The 17,069-nt window shown below is 52.2% G+C and carries 20 protein-coding genes; 11 read left to right on the top strand and 9 right to left on the bottom strand.

What is annotated here, in order from left to right; genetic code table 11:
* Positions 1 to 39: 39 nt before the first annotated feature.
* Genes mlaB through mlaF form a run of 5 tightly spaced genes read right to left on the bottom strand, consistent with a single transcriptional unit; the run spans position 40 to position 3,151 of the window.
* A complete protein-coding gene (mlaB, locus tag SK35_RS02715) occupies positions 40 to 333 on the bottom strand; it encodes a lipid asymmetry maintenance protein MlaB (RefSeq protein WP_003025045.1) in 294 nt (97 codons plus the stop codon).
* Positions 333 to 968 carry a phospholipid-binding protein MlaC gene (gene mlaC / locus SK35_RS02710; RefSeq protein WP_048215461.1) on the bottom strand — a complete coding sequence of 212 codons (636 nt, stop codon included), beginning with the start codon at positions 966 to 968 and terminating at the stop codon, positions 333 to 335. The genes mlaB and mlaC overlap by 1 nt, the downstream gene beginning before the upstream one ends.
* An 18-nt stretch (positions 969 to 986) precedes the next feature.
* Positions 987 to 1,544: an outer membrane lipid asymmetry maintenance protein MlaD gene (gene mlaD / locus SK35_RS02705; protein ID WP_003828747.1), complete on the bottom strand. Its 558-nt coding sequence runs from the start codon at positions 1,542 to 1,544 to the stop codon at positions 987 to 989.
* Positions 1,545 to 1,548: 4 nt separating this feature from the next.
* A complete protein-coding gene (gene mlaE / locus SK35_RS02700) occupies positions 1,549 to 2,331 on the bottom strand; it encodes a lipid asymmetry maintenance ABC transporter permease subunit MlaE (RefSeq protein WP_003025053.1) in 783 nt (260 codons plus the stop codon).
* A 7-nt stretch (positions 2,332 to 2,338) separates the two neighbouring features.
* Positions 2,339 to 3,151, bottom strand: a complete 813-nt coding sequence (mlaF, locus tag SK35_RS02695; RefSeq protein ID WP_003828749.1) for a phospholipid ABC transporter ATP-binding protein MlaF — start codon at positions 3,149 to 3,151, stop codon at positions 2,339 to 2,341.
* Between the two features lie 215 nt (positions 3,152 to 3,366).
* On the opposite strand from mlaF, the gene SK35_RS02690 reads away from it, so the two are divergent.
* The 11 genes from SK35_RS02690 to npr all read left to right on the top strand — a co-directional run bounded on the left by SK35_RS02690 (position 3,367) and on the right by npr (position 11,286).
* The gene (locus SK35_RS02690; protein ID WP_048215460.1) at positions 3,367 to 4,344 is read left to right on the top strand and encodes a calcium/sodium antiporter; all 978 of its coding nucleotides are present in this window, start codon (positions 3,367 to 3,369) and stop codon (positions 4,342 to 4,344) included.
* 13 nt (positions 4,345 to 4,357) lie between these two features.
* The gene (kdsD, locus tag SK35_RS02685) at positions 4,358 to 5,344 is read left to right on the top strand and encodes an arabinose-5-phosphate isomerase KdsD (protein WP_048215459.1); all 987 of its coding nucleotides are present in this window, start codon (positions 4,358 to 4,360) and stop codon (positions 5,342 to 5,344) included.
* A 20-nt stretch (positions 5,345 to 5,364) separates the two neighbouring features.
* Positions 5,365 to 5,931, top strand: coding sequence for a 3-deoxy-manno-octulosonate-8-phosphatase KdsC (gene kdsC, locus SK35_RS02680; protein ID WP_032945113.1), 567 nt, complete (start codon positions 5,365 to 5,367; stop codon positions 5,929 to 5,931).
* The gene (gene lptC, locus SK35_RS02675) at positions 5,928 to 6,503 is read left to right on the top strand and encodes an LPS export ABC transporter periplasmic protein LptC (protein ID WP_003828757.1); all 576 of its coding nucleotides are present in this window, start codon (positions 5,928 to 5,930) and stop codon (positions 6,501 to 6,503) included. The genes kdsC and lptC overlap by 4 nt, the downstream gene beginning before the upstream one ends.
* Entirely contained in the window at positions 6,472 to 7,020 is a 549-nt protein-coding gene (gene lptA / locus SK35_RS02670) for a lipopolysaccharide ABC transporter substrate-binding protein LptA (RefSeq protein WP_048215458.1), read from the top strand. Before lptC ends, lptA begins: the two co-directional genes overlap by 32 nt.
* Positions 7,021 to 7,026: 6 nt before the next feature.
* Positions 7,027 to 7,752 carry an LPS export ABC transporter ATP-binding protein gene (lptB, locus tag SK35_RS02665; RefSeq protein ID WP_003828761.1) on the top strand — a complete coding sequence of 242 codons (726 nt, stop codon included), beginning with the start codon at positions 7,027 to 7,029 and terminating at the stop codon, positions 7,750 to 7,752.
* A gap of 46 nt (positions 7,753 to 7,798) precedes the next feature.
* Entirely contained in the window at positions 7,799 to 9,232 is a 1,434-nt protein-coding gene (gene rpoN / locus SK35_RS02660) for an RNA polymerase factor sigma-54 (protein WP_032945120.1), read from the top strand.
* A gap of 22 nt (positions 9,233 to 9,254) precedes the next feature.
* Positions 9,255 to 9,542, top strand: coding sequence for a ribosome hibernation promoting factor (gene hpf / locus SK35_RS02655; protein ID WP_003025078.1), 288 nt, complete (start codon positions 9,255 to 9,257; stop codon positions 9,540 to 9,542).
* An 83-nt stretch (positions 9,543 to 9,625) separates the two neighbouring features.
* Positions 9,626 to 10,117 carry a PTS IIA-like nitrogen regulatory protein PtsN gene (gene ptsN, locus SK35_RS02650; protein ID WP_032945121.1) on the top strand — a complete coding sequence of 164 codons (492 nt, stop codon included), beginning with the start codon at positions 9,626 to 9,628 and terminating at the stop codon, positions 10,115 to 10,117.
* A 45-nt stretch (positions 10,118 to 10,162) separates the two neighbouring features.
* Positions 10,163 to 11,017 carry an RNase adapter RapZ gene (gene rapZ, locus SK35_RS02645; RefSeq protein ID WP_003025085.1) on the top strand — a complete coding sequence of 285 codons (855 nt, stop codon included), beginning with the start codon at positions 10,163 to 10,165 and terminating at the stop codon, positions 11,015 to 11,017.
* A complete protein-coding gene (gene npr / locus SK35_RS02640) occupies positions 11,014 to 11,286 on the top strand; it encodes a PTS phosphocarrier protein NPr (protein WP_003828770.1) in 273 nt (90 codons plus the stop codon). Before rapZ ends, npr begins: the two co-directional genes overlap by 4 nt.
* A 66-nt stretch (positions 11,287 to 11,352) precedes the next feature.
* Here npr and mtgA read toward each other — a convergent pair whose 3' ends face one another.
* The 4 genes from mtgA to SK35_RS02620 all read right to left on the bottom strand — a co-directional run bounded on the left by mtgA (position 11,353) and on the right by SK35_RS02620 (position 16,413).
* Positions 11,353 to 12,072, bottom strand: coding sequence for a monofunctional biosynthetic peptidoglycan transglycosylase (mtgA, locus tag SK35_RS02635; RefSeq protein ID WP_048215457.1), 720 nt, complete (start codon positions 12,070 to 12,072; stop codon positions 11,353 to 11,355).
* Positions 12,069 to 12,722, bottom strand: a complete 654-nt coding sequence (gene elbB, locus SK35_RS02630; protein WP_048215456.1) for an isoprenoid biosynthesis glyoxalase ElbB — start codon at positions 12,720 to 12,722, stop codon at positions 12,069 to 12,071. Before elbB ends, mtgA begins: the two co-directional genes overlap by 4 nt.
* 229 nt (positions 12,723 to 12,951) lie before the next feature.
* Entirely contained in the window at positions 12,952 to 15,288 is a 2,337-nt protein-coding gene (arcB, locus tag SK35_RS02625; protein WP_020996355.1) for an aerobic respiration two-component sensor histidine kinase ArcB, read from the bottom strand.
* Between the two features lie 195 nt (positions 15,289 to 15,483).
* Entirely contained in the window at positions 15,484 to 16,413 is a 930-nt protein-coding gene (locus SK35_RS02620; protein ID WP_156174804.1) for a TIGR01212 family radical SAM protein, read from the bottom strand.
* Between the last annotated feature and the right edge of the window lie 656 nt (positions 16,414 to 17,069).

The raw sequence follows: 17,069 nt of genomic DNA, 5'->3' as shown, positions 1-17,069 counted from the left end.
GCCGGATAGCGGCACAAGACCTTATCCGGCCTGGAAAAATTAACGCGGAAGGACATCGTCAGGTAGATTGTAAAGCTGCGCCAGCGTGTACACTTTATCGTTAACACCAGTGAGTGAAACGCTGTTTCCCTGCTGCTTGCCCTGATTAATCAGATGCAACAGTAACGCCAGACCGCCGGTATCTACCCGGGATACCTGGTTCAGGTCGATGCAGGATACCCCTTTCATCGCCTCAATTCGCGCATCCCATAATGGGTTTAACACGTCCTGATCCAGCTCCCCCACCAGCACCAGCTTGTCGCCTTCACGCGTCCAGGTGAGTGACTGCGTCATTATTTTTTCTCTTCCAGCGTGATTTTCTGCTGAGCAATAGATTTCAGCTGCGCCGTCAGGCCATCAATACCTTTGGTACGCAGCAGGTCGCTCCACTCATTTTGTTTGGTGGTGATCATACTTACGCCTTCAGCAATCATGTCATAAGCCTGCCAGTTACCGGTCTGGGAGTTTTTACGCCACTGGAAATCCAAACGTACCGGAGGACGACCGTTTGGATCGATGATGGTTACGCGGATAGGCACGATGGTCGCATCACCCAGCGGTTGCTCTGGTGCAATTTCATAAGTCTGGCCATGGTACATCGCCAGAGCCTGGCCGTAGGCCTGCTTCAGATATTCACGAAATGCGGCAAAATAGGCTTCACGCTGAGCAGGGGCCGCATCTTTGTAGTAGCGACCCAGTACCAGCGCACCCGCATATTTAACCTGCACGTATGGCAACAGTTCCTGATCGACAACCTGGCGCAGGTAATCCGGGTTTGCGCGGATTTTAGGTTGTTCATTCTTCAGACGGTCAAATGTCTTCTGCGCCGCCTCATTCATCTGTTTGTACGGGTTCGTTTGGTCGGCTGCAGTTGCTGCGCTAAGCGGGGCAATCACCAGCATAGCCACCATCATCAATCGTTTAAACATACGTCGATTCTCCTGAGATTATTTCGTTGCGCCCGCAGGCGTAGTGGCTTCATTATTGCCGTCAGTTGCGGCTGGCGCATCGCCAGAATTCTTATTGTCATCACCTTTACTGTTGCTGTTGTAAAGGAACTGACCAATCATATCTTCCAGCACCATCGCGGATTTCGTGTCCTGAATCGTACCGCCATCTTTGAGGATAGACGTTCCCAGCTCAGGATCTTCAAAACCCACATTCAATGCCAGATACTGTTCGCCCAGCAGACCGGAAGTACGGATGCTCAGAGAACTGGTGTCAGGAATATGGTTAAAACGCGATTCGATTTCCAGCGTCACGCGCGGCAGGTACGTTTTCGGATCTAACGAGATGTCCGATACGCGTCCAACTACCACCCCGCCAATCCGCACCGGAGAACGCTCTCTCAGGCCGCCGATATTATCAAAGGTCGCATAAATCGTGTAAGTCGGCTCAGTACGCATTGAGGTAACGTTCGCCGCCTTCAGGCAAACAAACAGCGCTGCCAGCAGCGCAACCAGCAGGAATAACCCGACCCAAATTTCATTTTTTTTCGTTTGCATGAACTCAATTCCCAAACATCAGTGCGGTCAGCACAAAATCCAGCCCCAGAACGGCAAGAGAGGCGTGCACAACGGTGCGTGTCGTTGCCCGGCTAATCCCGGCAGAGGTCGGGATCGCATCATAACCATTGAACAATGCAATCCAGGTGACCGTAATGGCGAACACCACGCTCTTAATCAGACAGTTAACCAGGTCCAGACGCCAGTCGACGGCATTTTGCATAGCCGACCAGAAGAAGCCTGCATCAATACCCTTCCAGCTTACGCCAACCAGTGAACCACCCCAGATACCCACTGCGACAAAAATAATCGTCAGCAGCGGCAATGAAATGACGCCAGCCCAAAAACGTGGGGAAATCACCCGGCGCAGTGGATCGACGGCCATCATCTCCAGACTGGAAAGCTGTTCGGTCGCCCGCATCAGGCCAATTTCTGCGGTTAAGGCCGACCCGGCCCGCCCGGCAAACAGCAGCGCCGCAACAACCGGTCCCAACTCACGTAACAATGACAGTGCCACCAGCATACCGAGGCTGGTTTCCGCGCTGTAGGTGGTCAGCACCAGGTATCCCTGCAACCCCAGCACCATACCGATGAACACGCCAGAAACAATAATGATCAGCATCGATAAGACACCGACATTATAGAGCTGGCGTATCAGCAGCGGCGCATGTTTGCGAAACTCCGGCTTGCCGACAACCGCATTGAACAACATTAATCCGGCTCGCCCGAACGTCCTGAGGGTTTTTATTCCCCGATGTCCGAGTGATGCCAGCGCATTTAACAACATGGGTGGCTTAACTCCCTGTTTTGAGTAAATCGATGTGGTAGTCGCCCGCCGGGTAACGGAACGGAACCGGTCCATCGGCAATGCCGTCAAGGAACTGGCGTACGCGCGGATCGGCATTTTCTTGTAGTGCCTGAGCACTACCGTAGGCCACTATTTTTTTGTCCGCCATTATATAGGCGTAATCCGCAATACTCAGTACCTCAGGCACATCATGTGATACCACCACACAGGTGACGCCCAGCGCGCTGTTCAGTTCTGAAATCAGCTTCACCAGAACGCCCATGGTGATGGGATCCTGGCCGACGAACGGCTCATCAAACATGATGAGGTCTGGCTCCAGCGCGATAGCACGTGCTAACGCGGCGCGACGCGCCATCCCACCGGATAATTCAGAAGGCATTAATTTGGCCGCACCCCGCAGGCCGACGGCCTCGAGCTTCATCATCACCGTGCTCTTCAGCAACGGCGCTGGCAACGTCGTATGCTCGCGCAGAGGGTACGCGACGTTGTCAAACACATTCATGTCGGTAAATAGCGCACCAGACTGAAACAGCATACTCATGCGCTTACGCACGGTAAATAAACGCGAACGGGACATGGCCGGGACGTTCTCACCGTCAAACAGGATCTCGCCCTTATCCGGGGGGATCTGTCCGCCAATCAGACGCAACAGCGTCGTTTTGCCGATGCCTGATGGCCCCATGATCGCCGTCACCTTACCGCGCGGTACCGTCAGGGAAATATTATCAAAGATGCAGCGGTCACCCCGGGAAAAGCTGACATCGCGCATATCGACTAGATTCGCCACAGACTGCCCCATTGATTCATCCTTTACTATTGCCTCGTTGATCGAAGAGTTTGGCGCTCAATTTAGCCATGAACTCAACATATTTACAGATTATTGCCTGTCCTGGTTAGCGAAAGCTGGCATTTGTTTTACTTTTTAGCCGCATAAAGTCAAAATTAAGACTTCGTTACGGCTTCCAGAAGATCCTTCAAGTGGACCGGCGAGTATACCTGAAGAAAGGACTTTAGATGCTTTTAGCGACGGCGCTGTTAATAATTGGTTTACTTCTGGTGGTCTACGGTGCCGACCGTCTGGTATTTGCCGCATCCATTTTATGTCGAAATTTCGGTATTCCTCCCATTATCATCGGAATGACCGTGGTCAGCATGGGTACGTCGTTACCCGAGATCATTGTCTCCGTTGCCGCATCGATGAATGGGCAACTCGATCTGGCTGTCGGGACCGCCATAGGTTCTAACATCACCAACATTCTGCTTATTTTAGGCCTGTCGGCGCTGATTCATCCTTTTACCGTGCATTCTGATGTTCTGCGTCGTGAATTACCGCTAATGTTGCTGGTAAGTATTTTAGCTGCATCGGTCCTGTATGACGGGCAGTTAAGCCGCAGCGACGGTTTCTTTCTTCTGCTTCTGGCCGTGCTATGGCTGCTATTCATTGTTAAAATCGCCCGTCTGGCCGAGCGACAAGGCAATGACAGCCTGACGCGTGAGCAGATAGCTGAGCTGCCGCGCGAAGGCGGATTACCGGTCGCATTTTTGTGGTTGGGCATTGCGCTGATTATCATGCCAATGGCAACACGTATGGTGGTGGATAACGCTACCGTGCTGGCGAACTATTTCGCCATGAGCGAACTTACTATCGGGCTGACAGTGGTCGCCATTGGTACCAGCCTGCCGGAGCTGGCAACAGCGATTGCGGGTCTGCGTAAAGGTGAAAACGATATTGCCGTCGGTAACATTATCGGCGCAAACATTTTTAATATCGCTATCGTCCTCGGGCTACCGGCGTTGATTACGCCAGGTGAAGTCAATCCAATGGCCTTCACCCGTGACTATAGCGTCATGCTGCTGGTGAGCGTGATTTTTGCACTACTCTGCTGGCGACGTCCGCGCCAGATTGGTCGCGGCGCAGGTGCGCTGCTGACCGGCGGTTTTATCATATGGCTGGCGATGCTGTATTGGTTATCGCCACTTCTCGTTGGATAACTGGAAACGCATTATGTCGCACTTAGAGTTGCAACCGGGTTTTGACTTTCAGCAAGCAGGCAAGGAAGTCCTGGCAATTGAACGTGAAGGCCTGGCGGAGCTTGATCAGTACATCAACCAAAATTTTACCCTCGCATGCGAGAAAATATTCAGCTGCCCGGGCAAAGTGGTGGTGATGGGAATGGGGAAATCCGGCCATATCGGGCGGAAAATGGCAGCCACATTTGCCAGCACCGGCACCCCCTCATTTTTTGTACACCCAGGCGAAGCCGCACATGGCGATCTGGGTATGGTCTCGCCGCAGGATGTGGTCATCGCCATCTCTAACTCCGGTGAATCCAATGAGATAGCGGCGCTGATCCCGGTATTAAAACGTCTTCATGTACCGCTTATCTGCATGACCGGTCGTCCTGAAAGCAGTATGGCGCGTGCGGCAGATGTGCATCTGTGTGTTAAAGTGCCCAAGGAAGCTTGTCCGTTAGGCCTGGCGCCGACCAGCAGTACGACAGCAACACTGGTGATGGGCGATGCCCTAGCGGTGGCATTATTAAAAGCGCGCGGCTTTACCGCGGAAGATTTTGCGTTGTCTCATCCCGGTGGCGCACTGGGCCGTAAGCTTTTACTGCGCGTTAACGATATTATGCATACGGGCGACGAGATCCCGCATGTGAGCAAAAACGCCAGCCTGCGTGACGCCTTAATTGAGATCACGCGTAAAAATCTCGGCATGACCGTCATTTGCGATGATGCCATGAAGATTGACGGTATTTTCACCGATGGCGATTTACGTCGTGTCTTCGATATGGGCGTTGATGTACGCCAGTTAGGCATTGCCGATGTGATGACCCCTGGAGGCATTCGCGTGCGTCCGGGTATTCTTGCCGTCGATGCCCTGAACTTAATGCAGTCCCGCCATATCACCTCGGTAATGGTTGCTGATGGCGACCAGTTACTCGGTGTGTTACATATGCATGATCTGCTGCGTGCAGGTGTAGTGTAAGAAACTCAAGGATAACGAAAATGAGTAAAGCAGGTGCGTCGCTTGCGACCTGTTATGGACCCGTCAGCGCAGACGTTATCACCCGGGCAGAAAACATCCGTTTGCTGATCCTGGATGTGGATGGCGTACTGTCTGATGGTCTGATTTATATGGGCAACAACGGTGAAGAGCTGAAGGCTTTTAACGTCCGTGATGGTTACGGAATTCGCTGTGCGCTCACTTCCGGTATTGAGGTTGCCATTATTACCGGACGAAAGGCTAAACTTGTAGAAGATCGCTGTGCCACTTTGGGGATCACCCACCTGTATCAGGGGCAGTCAGACAAACTGGTTGCCTTTGGCGATCTCCTTAGCAAACTGGCGATCGCGCCGGAGAATGTCGCCTACGTTGGCGATGACCTGATCGACTGGCCGGTGATGGCTAAAGTAGGATTGAGCGTCGCGGTGGCAGATGCCCACCCTCTGCTGATCCCGCGAGCCGATTATGTCACCCACATTGATGGGGGACGTGGCGCTGTGCGTGAAGTCTGCGATTTATTACTCCTGGCGCAGGGCAAACTGGACGAGGCCAAAGGGCAATCGATATGAGCAAAACCAGACGTTGGGTTATCATTCTACTGTCGCTGGCTGTCCTTGTGATGATTGGTATTAATCTGGCAGACAAAGATGACACCGCTCAGGTCGTCGTCAATAACAACGAGCCAACCTATAAGAGCGAACATACTGATACCGTCGTGTATAGTCCGGAAGGCGCGCTGAGCTATCACTTGATCGCACAACACGTTGAATATTATTCGGAACAAGCGGTTTCGTGGTTTACTCAACCGGTATTAACCACGTTTGATAAGGATAAAGTACCGACCTGGACGATCAAGGCCGATAAAGCCAAATTGACCAACGATCGGATGCTGTATCTGTACGGCCATGTTGAGGTTAACGCCCTGGTGCCTGACTCTCAACTACGCAGAATTACGACCGATAACGCGCAGATTAACCTGGTGACACAAGACGTCACTTCCGATGATCTGGTGACGTTGTATGGCACAACATTTAACTCCAGCGGACTGAAGATGCGCGGCAACTTACGCAGCAAGAACGCCGAGCTGATTGAAAAGGTTAGAACCTCATATGAAATCCAAAACAAACAAACTCAGCCTTAATCTTGTGCTTGCCAGCTCACTTCTGGCCGCCAGCATTCCGGCATTTGCCGTCACCGGCGATACCGACCAGCCGATTCACATTGAGTCGGACCAGCAGTCCCTGGATATGCAGGGCAACGTGGTGACGTTTACTGGCAACGTGATTGTGACCCAGGGCACCATCAAAATTAACGCCGATAAAGTCGTTGTGACCCGCCCGGGCGGTGAAGACGGTAAAGAAGTGATTGATGGTTACGGTGATCCGGCCACGTTTTACCAGATGCAGGACAACGGTAAGCCAGTGAAAGGCCGCGCCTCACACATGCACTATGAACTGGCGAAAGACTTCGTCGTTCTCACCGGTAAGGCTTACCTGGAACAGCTTGATAGCAACATCACAGGCGATAAGATCACCTATCTGGTAAAAGAGCAGAAAATGCAGGCCTTCAGCGATAAAGGCAAACGCGTCACCACCGTTCTGGTTCCGTCGCAGTTGCAGGACAAAAACAAGGCTCCGGCAGAGAAAAAAGGTAACTGATTCGTTATGGCAACATTAACTGCAAAGAACCTTGCAAAAGCCTATAAAGGCCGTCGTGTGGTTGAAGATGTCAGTCTGACCGTCAACTCAGGGGAGATCGTCGGTCTGCTCGGTCCTAACGGTGCAGGCAAGACAACAACCTTTTACATGGTAGTCGGCATTGTCCCGCGCGATGCGGGTAACATTATCATTGATGACGAAGACATCAGTCTGCTGCCTCTGCATGCGCGCGCACGTCGCGGCATCGGCTACTTACCGCAGGAAGCATCGATTTTCCGTCGCCTGAGCGTGTTTGATAACCTGATGGCGGTACTGCAAATTCGTGACGATCTGACCAGCGAGCAGCGGGAAGATCGTGCCAACGAGCTGATGGAAGAATTCCACATCGAGCACCTGCGCGACAGCTTAGGTCAGTCGCTCTCCGGTGGTGAACGACGCCGCGTGGAGATCGCCCGCGCACTGGCCGCTAATCCGAAATTTATCCTGCTGGATGAACCGTTTGCCGGTGTTGACCCGATTTCTGTTATTGATATTAAACGGATCATCGAACACCTGCGCGACAGCGGCCTTGGCGTGCTGATTACCGACCATAACGTCCGCGAAACGCTGGCAGTGTGTGAGCGCGCCTATATCGTAAGTCAGGGACACCTGATCGCACACGGCACGCCAACAGAAATACTGCAGGATGAGCACGTTAAGCGCGTATACCTTGGGGAAGACTTCAGACTCTGATAGGGTAGAAGACTTCACGTCACTGCAGGAGAAAACAACTCTGAACATGAAGCAAGGTTTGCAACTCAGGCTTAGCCAACAACTGGCGATGACGCCTCAGCTACAACAGGCTATCCGTCTGTTGCAGCTGTCCACGCTGGAACTTCAGCAAGAACTTCAGCAAGCGCTGGAAAGTAACCCACTGCTCGAGCAAACCGATCTTCACGACGAAATTGATACCCAGGAAAAACAGGACAGCGAAACCCTCGACACCGCAGATGCACTCGAACAAAAAGAGATGCCTGAGGAGTTACCGCTTGACGCCAGTTGGGATGAAATTTACACCGCCGGGACGCCTTCGGGCACCAGCGGAGATTACATCGACGACGAACTGCCTGTGTATCAGGGTGAGACCACGCAATCACTACAGGATTACCTGATGTGGCAAGTGGAACTGACCCCGTTCTCGGATACCGATCGCGCCATTGCGACATCCATTGTGGATGCGGTAGACGAAACCGGTTATCTCACCGTGACCCTGGACGATATTCTCGAAAGCATGGGCGATGACGACGTCGGTATGGACGAAATCGAAGCCGTGCTTAAACGCGTTCAGCGCTTTGATCCCGTTGGCGTGGCCGCCAAAGATCTCCGTGACTGCTTACTGATCCAACTTTCGCAGTTTGATAAAGCCACGCCGTGGCTGGAAGAAGCGCGTCTGATCATCAGCGATCACCTCGATCTGTTAGCCAACCATGACTTCCGCACCCTGATGCGCGTGACCCGGCTGAAAGAAGACGTGCTGAAAGAAGCCGTCAACCTCATCCAGTCGCTTGATCCCCGCCCAGGGCAATCGATCCAGACCGGCGAGCCGGAGTACGTCATTCCGGATGTGCTGGTGCGTAAGCATAACGATCGCTGGGTGGTCGAACTCAACGGCGACAGCATTCCGCGCTTACAGATTAACCAGCACTACGCCGCCATGTGCAATAGCGCGCGCAACGATGCCGACAGCCAGTTTATTCGTAGCAATCTGCAAGATGCGAAGTGGCTGATTAAAAGCCTGGAAAGCCGCAATGATACGTTGCTGCGCGTCAGCCGCTGCATCGTTGAGCAGCAGCAAGCTTTCTTTGAGCAAGGCGAAGAGTTTATGAAACCGATGGTGCTGGCGGATATCGCCCAGGCCGTCGAGATGCACGAATCGACCATTTCCCGTGTGACCACGCAAAAGTATCTGCACAGTCCGCGCGGCATTTTTGAATTGAAGTATTTCTTTTCCAGTCACGTTAACACTGAAGGCGGAGGTGAAGCCTCATCCACAGCTATCCGTGCGCTGGTGAAGAAATTAATTGCTGCGGAAAACCCCGCGAAACCGCTGAGTGACAGCAAGTTAACCTCTATGCTGTCAGAACAGGGTATCATGGTGGCACGCCGCACCGTTGCGAAGTACCGAGAGTCTTTATCCATTCCGCCGTCTAACCAGCGCAAACAGCTGGTGTGACCCAACCGATAAGGAAGACACTATGCAGCTCAACATCACTGGAAACAACGTCGAAATCACCGAAGCCCTGCGCGATTTTGTGAATACAAAATTTGCCAAGCTCGAACAATATTTCGACCGGATTAATCAGGTCTATATTGTGTTGAAAGTGGAGAAGGTTACACATATCTCGGATGCAACACTGCATGTGAACGGTGGCGAAATTCATGCCAGCGCGGAAGGTCAGGATATGTACGCCGCCATTGACGGTTTAATTGATAAACTGGCTCGGCAGTTAACAAAACATAAAGATAAACTGAAACAGCACTAACTTGTCCGGGCAGTTAGCGGGTGCAGGACGGCCTGTTGTGTAGCACAACGGGCCATTTGTACAGTTAGCGCTTAGGTGAAATTATGACAAATAACGATACGACTCTACAACTGAGCACTGTTCTTAACCAGGAATGTACACGCGCAGGCGTTCACTGCCAAAGCAAGAAGCGCGCACTGGAAATCATCAGCGAACTTGCGGCAAAACAGCTTAGCTTGCCTGCTCAGGTGGTATTTGAAGCCATTCTGACGCGTGAAAAAATGGGCAGTACCGGCATCGGTAATGGTATTGCTATCCCGCACGGAAAGCTGGAAGAAGACACGATGCGCGCGGTTGGTGTGTTTGTTCAACTCGAAACACCCATCGCCTTCGACGCCATTGATAATCAACCTGTCGATCTGCTTTTCGCCCTGCTGGTCCCGGCAGACCAAACCAAGACGCATTTGCATACGTTGTCACTGGTCGCAAAACGTCTGGCAGATAAAACCATCTGTCGTCGTCTGCGCGCCGCGCAGAGTGACCAGGAGTTGTATCAAATCATCACGGACACCGAAGGTGGACAGGATGAAGCATAACAACCCAATGGCATCCTTTTTTGTCGTTGTGAGGAGAAACAGTACATGGTACTGATGATCGTCAGCGGCCGTTCAGGGTCAGGTAAATCTGTCGCCCTGCGTGCGCTGGAAGATATGGGTTTTTACTGCGTGGATAACCTTCCCGTAGTGCTGTTGCCCGATCTGGCTCGTACACTGGCCGATCGCCAGATTTCTGCGGCCGTCAGCATTGATGTGCGCAACATGCCTGAGTCCCCGGAAATTTTCGAGCAGGCAATGAATAATCTGCCCGAGGGTTTCTCACCACAGCTGCTGTTCCTTGATGCAGACCGTAACACGTTGATTCGTCGCTACAGCGACACGCGCCGTTTACACCCGCTCTCCAGCAAGAACTTGTCTCTGGAAAGCGCTATCGATAAGGAAAGCGATTTGCTGGAGCCTCTACGCTCTCGCGCTGACCTGATCGTTGATACCTCCGAAATGTCCGTACACGAACTGGCAGAAATGTTACGTACCCGACTGCTGGGTAAACGTGAACGTGAATTGACGATGGTATTCGAATCCTTTGGTTTCAAACACGGTATCCCGATTGATGCGGATTACGTCTTTGACGTGCGCTTCCTGCCTAACCCACACTGGGATCCGAAGCTGCGCCCAATGACCGGTCTTGACCGCCCTGTCGCCGCATTCCTCGACAGGCACACAGAAGTACACAATTTTATCTACCAGACTCGCAGCTATCTTGAGCTATGGTTACCCATGCTGGAGACCAACAACCGTAGCTACCTTACCGTAGCCATCGGCTGTACCGGCGGGAAACACCGTTCGGTGTATATTGCAGAGCAGCTGGCAGACTACTTCCGCTCACGCGGTAAAAACGTGCAGTCACGCCATCGTACGCTGGAAAAACGTAAATCATGACCGTGAAGCAAACCGTTGAAATCACCAATAAGCTGGGCATGCATGCCCGCCCAGCGATGAAACTGTTTGAATTGATGCAGGGTTTCGAAGCAGAAGTTTTGCTGCGTAATGATGAAGGAACGGAAGCTGAGGCCAACAGCGTTATCGCTCTGCTGATGCTGGATTCAGCCAAAGGGCGTCAGATAGAAGTCGAAGCCACGGGACCACAGGAAGTAGAAGCCCTGGCCGCAGTGATTGCCCTGTTTAATTCAGGGTTTGATGAAGATTAATCGAGTACACAGAACGTAGCCAGTAGGCCGGATAAGGCGTTTACGCCGCATCCGGCAATAACTACGCTAATACAGATTATTTTCCCGCATAAACGACTCACCACCTAACTGGCGCATTTGGCGCATAATCCAGGCCTGGCGGTTACGCACATAACCAGAAGGCGCATTCGCCTTAAAACGCAAAGGATTGGGCAATACTGCCGCCAGCAAGGCCGCTTCAGACAGGCTCAACCGACTGGCCGGTTTATGAAAATACCGTTGCGCCGCCGCCTCCACGCCAAATATCCCATCGCCAAACTCGGCGATATTCAAATAGACGGTCAGAATACGTTTCTTACTCCAGACGGTTTCCATACCCAGCGTTAGCCCGGCTTCGAGACCTTTACGCACCCAGCTACGTCCATCCCACAAAAAGAGGTTTTTCGCCGTCTGTTGCGATAACGTTGACGCCCCGCGAATGCGGTTTTCATTGCGTTCATTGTGCGCCAGCGCTTTCTCTATGGCGGTGACGTCAAACCCCCAGTGGTCTGGAAACTTCTGGTCCTCTGCAGCAATCACCGCCAGTCCCATCCACGGTGAGATCTCATCCATGCTCACCCAGTCCGAGTGCGCCACATAGCCGAAATCACCGGACAGCCATGCGCCCAGCTGTCGCTCGACCATTACCGCCGAGAAAGGCACAGGCATCACGCTGAAAAGTGCGATGCCCCCGCCCCAGAATACGGCGAGGACAACCACCACCCGCAGAAAAATACGTCGCAGAAAGGCGGTTACTCCTTTTCTCATTCAGTCAGCACCAGCACACGCGATACCAGTTTATCGATGCCACTCGCAGCCTGAGCGATGTCCTGCGCCAGCATATAGGCAGGCGTGGTGACGATTTTGTTGTCTTCATCGACGACAATGTCATCAACCGGACAAGGCACATGCTCAGCGCCCATCTCTTCCAGCACCTCTGCCGTGTCGATATCAGTGCCGATGGTCAGACGCAGCGGGAAGTCAAAAATTTTTGGTAACATGGCAGGCGCAATGCACATAAACCCCAACGGCTTACCCGCCTGATGCATGGCCACCGCCAGCGCGGCTAAATCGCTGTCAACCCGGCATTCGCTGCCCTGACTGGCAAAATTGCTCAGATTTTTGGCCGCACCAAACCCACCCGGCACGATCAACGCATCCAGTTCCGATGAGACTGCCTGCGCAAGTGGGCGAATATCGCCACGTGTGATGCGCGCGGCTTCAATCAGCACATTGCGAGTTTCCTGCATCGGCTCGCCGGTCAGATGATTAATCACATCCGCTTGTTGTTTATCCGGTGCAAAACAGACGGCTTGAGCGCCGTTGCGGGCAATGGCCAGAAGCGTGAGAACAGTTTCATGGATCTCTGCACCGTCATACACGCCGCATCCGCTGAGCACTACACCCACTTTTTTCATCGTGATACTCCTTTCTCAACTGGCTGAAACATATTAGTTATTATGATTTAAATGCTACGCTTCACACATTTAACTGATTCATGTAACAAATTATTTAAGATTTGCTATCTTAACTGCGTGCGGCCTGAAAATTAGGGCTGCGCCCTTGTAAACAATGATAATAATTTACGGCGCAGCCACGATTTCCCTGGTGTTGGCGCAGTATTCGCGCACCCCGGTCAAGCCGGGGTCATTTTTTTTCCACGCTCGCCACCCAGGCTTTTAATACTGCCACGTCGTGCTGCCACTCCTGCTTCATCTCTTCAATCCATTCAGCAACGTTATCTTCCCAAGCAGGAAGATCCGGCGACTGGATTTGCTGACCTAGCTGTTGCAGGTGACGCAGCCCCACTGAACCTGCTGCGCCTTTAATTTTATGGCCTTCCTCAACAACACCTTTTTTATCCCGTGCCGTCAGGTTGGACTCCAGCACGCTCAAATATCCCGGCATCATCTTCTCAAACACCGCCAGCCCGTCGGTAATTAACTTCGGTCCCACCAGCTCGAGGTATTGTTCCAACATAGGAATATCTAACAGCGCTTGCGATTTACTGCTTTCTTCAGATGTCACAGTGCTCTCCTCTTCGTTTCGGGTATCCCAGTATTTTTTGATCATGGCGGTTAGCGCCGGAACCGACAGCGGCTTACTCAGCACGTCGTCCATGCCTGCGTCCAGATACTCTTTTTTATCTTTCAGTACGTTGGCGGTGAGTGCAACCAGCGGTGGCAGATCTTCACGGGCGTATTTTTGCGTGAGCTCCCGCGAGATATCCAGACCGGTCATATCCGGTAGCTGAATATCCAACAGCACCAGGTCATATTCACCCGGCGTAAACATTTCCAGCGCGGCTTTCCCGGTCATCGCGACATCCACGCTGTTGCCTAATTTTTCCAGCACGGAGCGCGCAACAATAACGTTCAGCTCAATGTCTTCTACCAGCAGCACATTCAGGGCTGGCAGCGGCATTTCATCGTCTTCAAAAGCATCTTCAATCTCTTCCGCTACCGCAGGGGCATGCACGGTTAGCGTAAAGATGGACCCTTTTCCTGCCTGGCTGGAAACCGTAATATCACCGCCCATGTTTTTCGCCAGACGCTTCGACACAGCCAAACCAATCCCTGTCCCCGTTGCCGGTTTACCGCCGTTACTGTCCTTCACCTGATAATACATAGCGAAGATTTTATCCTGCTCATCCTGCGGAATGCCGATGCCAGAATCTTCAACTTCGAAATGCAGCATATTCCCCTGGTCATAGCGCGCCCGCACGGTCACCTGCCCCTGCTGGGTAAACTTCACGGCGTTGCTGATCAGATTCCACAGGATCTGACGCAGACGCGTTCCGTCGGTAATGACCTTATGCGGCAGCGGTAACGTCGGCTCAAGCACAAAACGCAGCCCCTTTTGCTGCGCCTGTAGGCCAGAGAGGTTTTCCAGATCCGCCATAAAACTGGTGAAATCGATCGGCTGGTTATCGAGCTGGACTTTACGTCGCTCCATCTTATCCATGTCGATAATATCGTTGAAAATATTCCCCAGCGTCACAGCAGAGACGTGGATTGTTTTCAGGTATTTTTCCTGCTCCGCGGTCAGATCCGTATCCAGCAGGATCCGGCTTAAGCCGACAATGCCGTTAAGCGGGGTGCGCAGCTCGTGGCTGATGGTAGAAATAAAGGTGGTCTTATCGCGGCTGGCGCGCTCAAGCGCATCCTGATAACGCTTACGCTCGGTAATATCGCGCCCAAAGCCCATCAGACCATGTCGCTTACCTACGCGGTCATAGTAAGGCACTTTGCGAATTTCAAAGCAGGCTTTGCGCCCGTCCGGGTAGTCCAGCCACTGTTCGTAGGTGAGCGAAACATTATGGCGGAACACCTTCTCGTCGGTCTCAATCACCTTTTCAGCCGCTTCAGGAGAGTAAACGTCAGCCGGTTTTAAGTTCACCAGCTGCTTTTCGCTTTTGCCAGTCAGCAGCTCCATAGCACGGTTACAGCCGGAAAACTCTTTATCTTCATTGCGATAAAAAACCAGGTCCGGCGAGGCATCAAGGAAAGAGCGTAAAAAGGAAGACTGTTGCTCAAGCTGGATCTGTGCTTCTTCGCGCTCTTTGATTTCAACCTTCAGTTGCTCGAATGTTTCCTGGCGCTCTGCTTCGGCTTTTTCACGCTCAACAATTTCCTGATTGAGCTGGGCAATATTATCTTTCAACTGCACATTGAGCTTGAGATCTCGCTCGCGCATCTCTTCCAGCTTTTGTACCAGTCGTGACAGGCGTTGCCGGGACTCCTCAAGTTGCTCCACCACCACAGACAAGAAATAGACGGCCCAGGGGGTAATTAACAGACCAAAAAAGATAGAACGGATGACATCAATGCTTTCTACCTGGCCATGCAGCACCATGGTGACAGCCATCTGCACCACAATTGCCAACACGACCAGAGCCAGCGCCAACAGCAGCGAAAAGCGCACCAGACCTAACTTCATCATCAGGTCGACGTAATATTGCGCCAGCATACGGATTTGCTTCATAGAGGGTTCCTTCACGACAACTTGGCACAATAATACTCAATTCTCAGCGTGACGTTGAAGATTGTGCAAGAAATGCGGAGGTTATCGGTGAAATGACCGCGGAGAGGCCATCGTAGGCCTGATAAGCAAAGCGCCATCAGGCAAGCAGGCGCAGATTGCCGGATGTCGGCTTTGCTTTATCCGGCCTACGGAGAGTTAGTTCTCAGGCTGCGCCCATGGCGTACCGAGCGCCGAGCCTTGCACACCGTACTTGTTAAGGTACTTATCCAGTTCGACCATGCCGGTCCAGCGGTTTTCACACCATAGCGGTGCCAACAGCGTTGGGCGGCGCGCGCTGGCGGAAATTCGATGATAAATCACCTCTGGCGGCGTATGACGGATCATCTCCCCGGCGGTAACCGTATAGTCGTCCAGTTCAATTCCGTTCAGCCGCCCGGCTTCCCAGGCTTTCGCCATCGTACTGCCTTTCACAATATGCAGCGGGTGCAGCTTAATACCGTCAACACCCGTCTCCACTACACGTTCCATGGTTTGCAGGCATTCTGCATGCCCTTCTCCCGGCAGACCGACAATCAGGTGCGAGCACACTTTCAGCCCACGCTCGCGTGCCAGTCGCGTAGTGCGTTGGTAGCAGGCAAAATCATGGCCGCGGTTAATACGATGCAGGGTTTTGTCATGCGCGGTTTGCAAACCGAGTTCCAGCCATACCTCATAGCCGAGGTCTTTATACTCGCAAAGCAGATCGAGTACCGCATCCGGCACGCAGTCGGGGCGCGTCCCAACGCATAACCCGACGATACTGGCCTGGCTGACCGCCTGCTGATACATCGAACGCAGCACCTGCACTTCAGCAAAGGTGCTGGTATAGGCCTGGAAATAGGCCAGATAGCGTTTCGCGCGATTGACCAGATGCGCCTGATGCTCAAGCTGCTCGGCAATAGAATGGTGCTGCTGTGCTTCATCGGCAAACGAGGCGACATTGCAGAAAGTACACCCGCCACGTCCGATGGTGCCATCACGATTTGGACAGCTAAAGCCGCCGTGAAGCGTGAGTTTATGAACCTTTTGCCCGTAACGGCGAGAAAGATCCCCACCAAACATATTGACTAATTTCTGTAACTGCATAATCTGGTAGACCGCGCCTTGAAAAGAGGCCAAAGCCTGCCATTTTTTGCCCCAGTCGGCGATGACCTGGATCAATCGCCCTGGCGTGCTTTTATTCATTGCATAACAAATCAAAATAATCGAAATTTCATTCATTCAAAATGAAATTACTTTTCCTTATATCCGACTGTTTTTTTTATCTTCTTATACTCTCAGCATAAAAACAGTATCTTTAAGACGCCAAAACTCCAAAAACCAGCATAAAATGCCAAGCATAGCGATAAACAAAGGGAGGACGGGGGATATACAGCCTTTCTGACAGTGAGACAGATCACACTTCGCTCCCCATCCCCCTTGCGTTAAATCAATGTAAAAAAGCCTTAAATTTCAACATATTCATAAAGTTAATCGCCCTATAGCACATTTTTGCATAAATAAGATTGCCATTTGACCTGTGTGTGGATTCCCGATAACGTGGAAATCCGCTGGAAGCTTTCTGGATGAGCAGCCTGCTCATCATATTTATGCAGTAATTGAGATTCCCTCTGAAGCAAGTCCTCAAACTTGTTTGACCTATGCGAAAAGGATAAAGAGGGCGAATGCGAGGTAAGCGTATGACACGCAAACCCCGTCGCCATGCTCTTGGTGTGCCCGTGCGCAACGGTCCAGATGGGAAT

It is taken from the genome of Citrobacter sp. MGH105 (assembly GCF_001037485.2).
In the GTDB taxonomy this organism is placed as follows: Bacteria; Pseudomonadota; Gammaproteobacteria; order Enterobacterales; family Enterobacteriaceae; genus Citrobacter; species Citrobacter portucalensis.
This window is presented reverse-complemented; position numbering and strand designations above follow the sequence as displayed.

Excerpts from the sequence above, each read along its gene's own strand:
- SK35_RS02690 (WP_048215460.1), top strand. The coding sequence starts at position 3,367 with ATGCTTTTAGCGACGGCGCTGTTAATAATTGGTTTACTTCTGGTGGTC.
- npr (WP_003828770.1), top strand. The coding sequence starts at position 11,014 with ATGACCGTGAAGCAAACCGTTGAAATCACCAATAAGCTGGGCATGCAT.
- hpf (WP_003025078.1), top strand. The coding sequence starts at position 9,255 with ATGCAGCTCAACATCACTGGAAACAACGTCGAAATCACCGAAGCCCTG.
- rapZ (WP_003025085.1), top strand. The coding sequence starts at position 10,163 with ATGGTACTGATGATCGTCAGCGGCCGTTCAGGGTCAGGTAAATCTGTC.
- mlaC (WP_048215461.1), bottom strand. The coding sequence starts at position 968 with ATGTTTAAACGATTGATGATGGTGGCTATGCTGGTGATTGCCCCGCTT.
- lptB (WP_003828761.1), top strand. The coding sequence starts at position 7,027 with ATGGCAACATTAACTGCAAAGAACCTTGCAAAAGCCTATAAAGGCCGT.
- elbB (WP_048215456.1), bottom strand. The coding sequence starts at position 12,722 with ATGAAAAAAGTGGGTGTAGTGCTCAGCGGATGCGGCGTGTATGACGGT.
- ptsN (WP_032945121.1), top strand. The coding sequence starts at position 9,626 with ATGACAAATAACGATACGACTCTACAACTGAGCACTGTTCTTAACCAG.
- mlaB (WP_003025045.1), bottom strand. The coding sequence starts at position 333 with ATGACGCAGTCACTCACCTGGACGCGTGAAGGCGACAAGCTGGTGCTG.
- SK35_RS02620 (WP_156174804.1), bottom strand. The coding sequence starts at position 16,413 with ATGCAGTTACAGAAATTAGTCAATATGTTTGGTGGGGATCTTTCTCGC.
- mlaE (WP_003025053.1), bottom strand. The coding sequence starts at position 2,331 with ATGTTGTTAAATGCGCTGGCATCACTCGGACATCGGGGAATAAAAACC.
- arcB (WP_020996355.1), bottom strand. The coding sequence starts at position 15,288 with ATGAAGCAAATCCGTATGCTGGCGCAATATTACGTCGACCTGATGATG.
- lptA (WP_048215458.1), top strand. The coding sequence starts at position 6,472 with ATGAAATCCAAAACAAACAAACTCAGCCTTAATCTTGTGCTTGCCAGC.
- mlaD (WP_003828747.1), bottom strand. The coding sequence starts at position 1,544 with ATGCAAACGAAAAAAAATGAAATTTGGGTCGGGTTATTCCTGCTGGTT.
- rpoN (WP_032945120.1), top strand. The coding sequence starts at position 7,799 with ATGAAGCAAGGTTTGCAACTCAGGCTTAGCCAACAACTGGCGATGACG.
- lptC (WP_003828757.1), top strand. The coding sequence starts at position 5,928 with ATGAGCAAAACCAGACGTTGGGTTATCATTCTACTGTCGCTGGCTGTC.
- mlaF (WP_003828749.1), bottom strand. The coding sequence starts at position 3,151 with ATGGGGCAGTCTGTGGCGAATCTAGTCGATATGCGCGATGTCAGCTTT.
- kdsC (WP_032945113.1), top strand. The coding sequence starts at position 5,365 with ATGAGTAAAGCAGGTGCGTCGCTTGCGACCTGTTATGGACCCGTCAGC.
- mtgA (WP_048215457.1), bottom strand. The coding sequence starts at position 12,072 with ATGAGAAAAGGAGTAACCGCCTTTCTGCGACGTATTTTTCTGCGGGTG.
- kdsD (WP_048215459.1), top strand. The coding sequence starts at position 4,358 with ATGTCGCACTTAGAGTTGCAACCGGGTTTTGACTTTCAGCAAGCAGGC.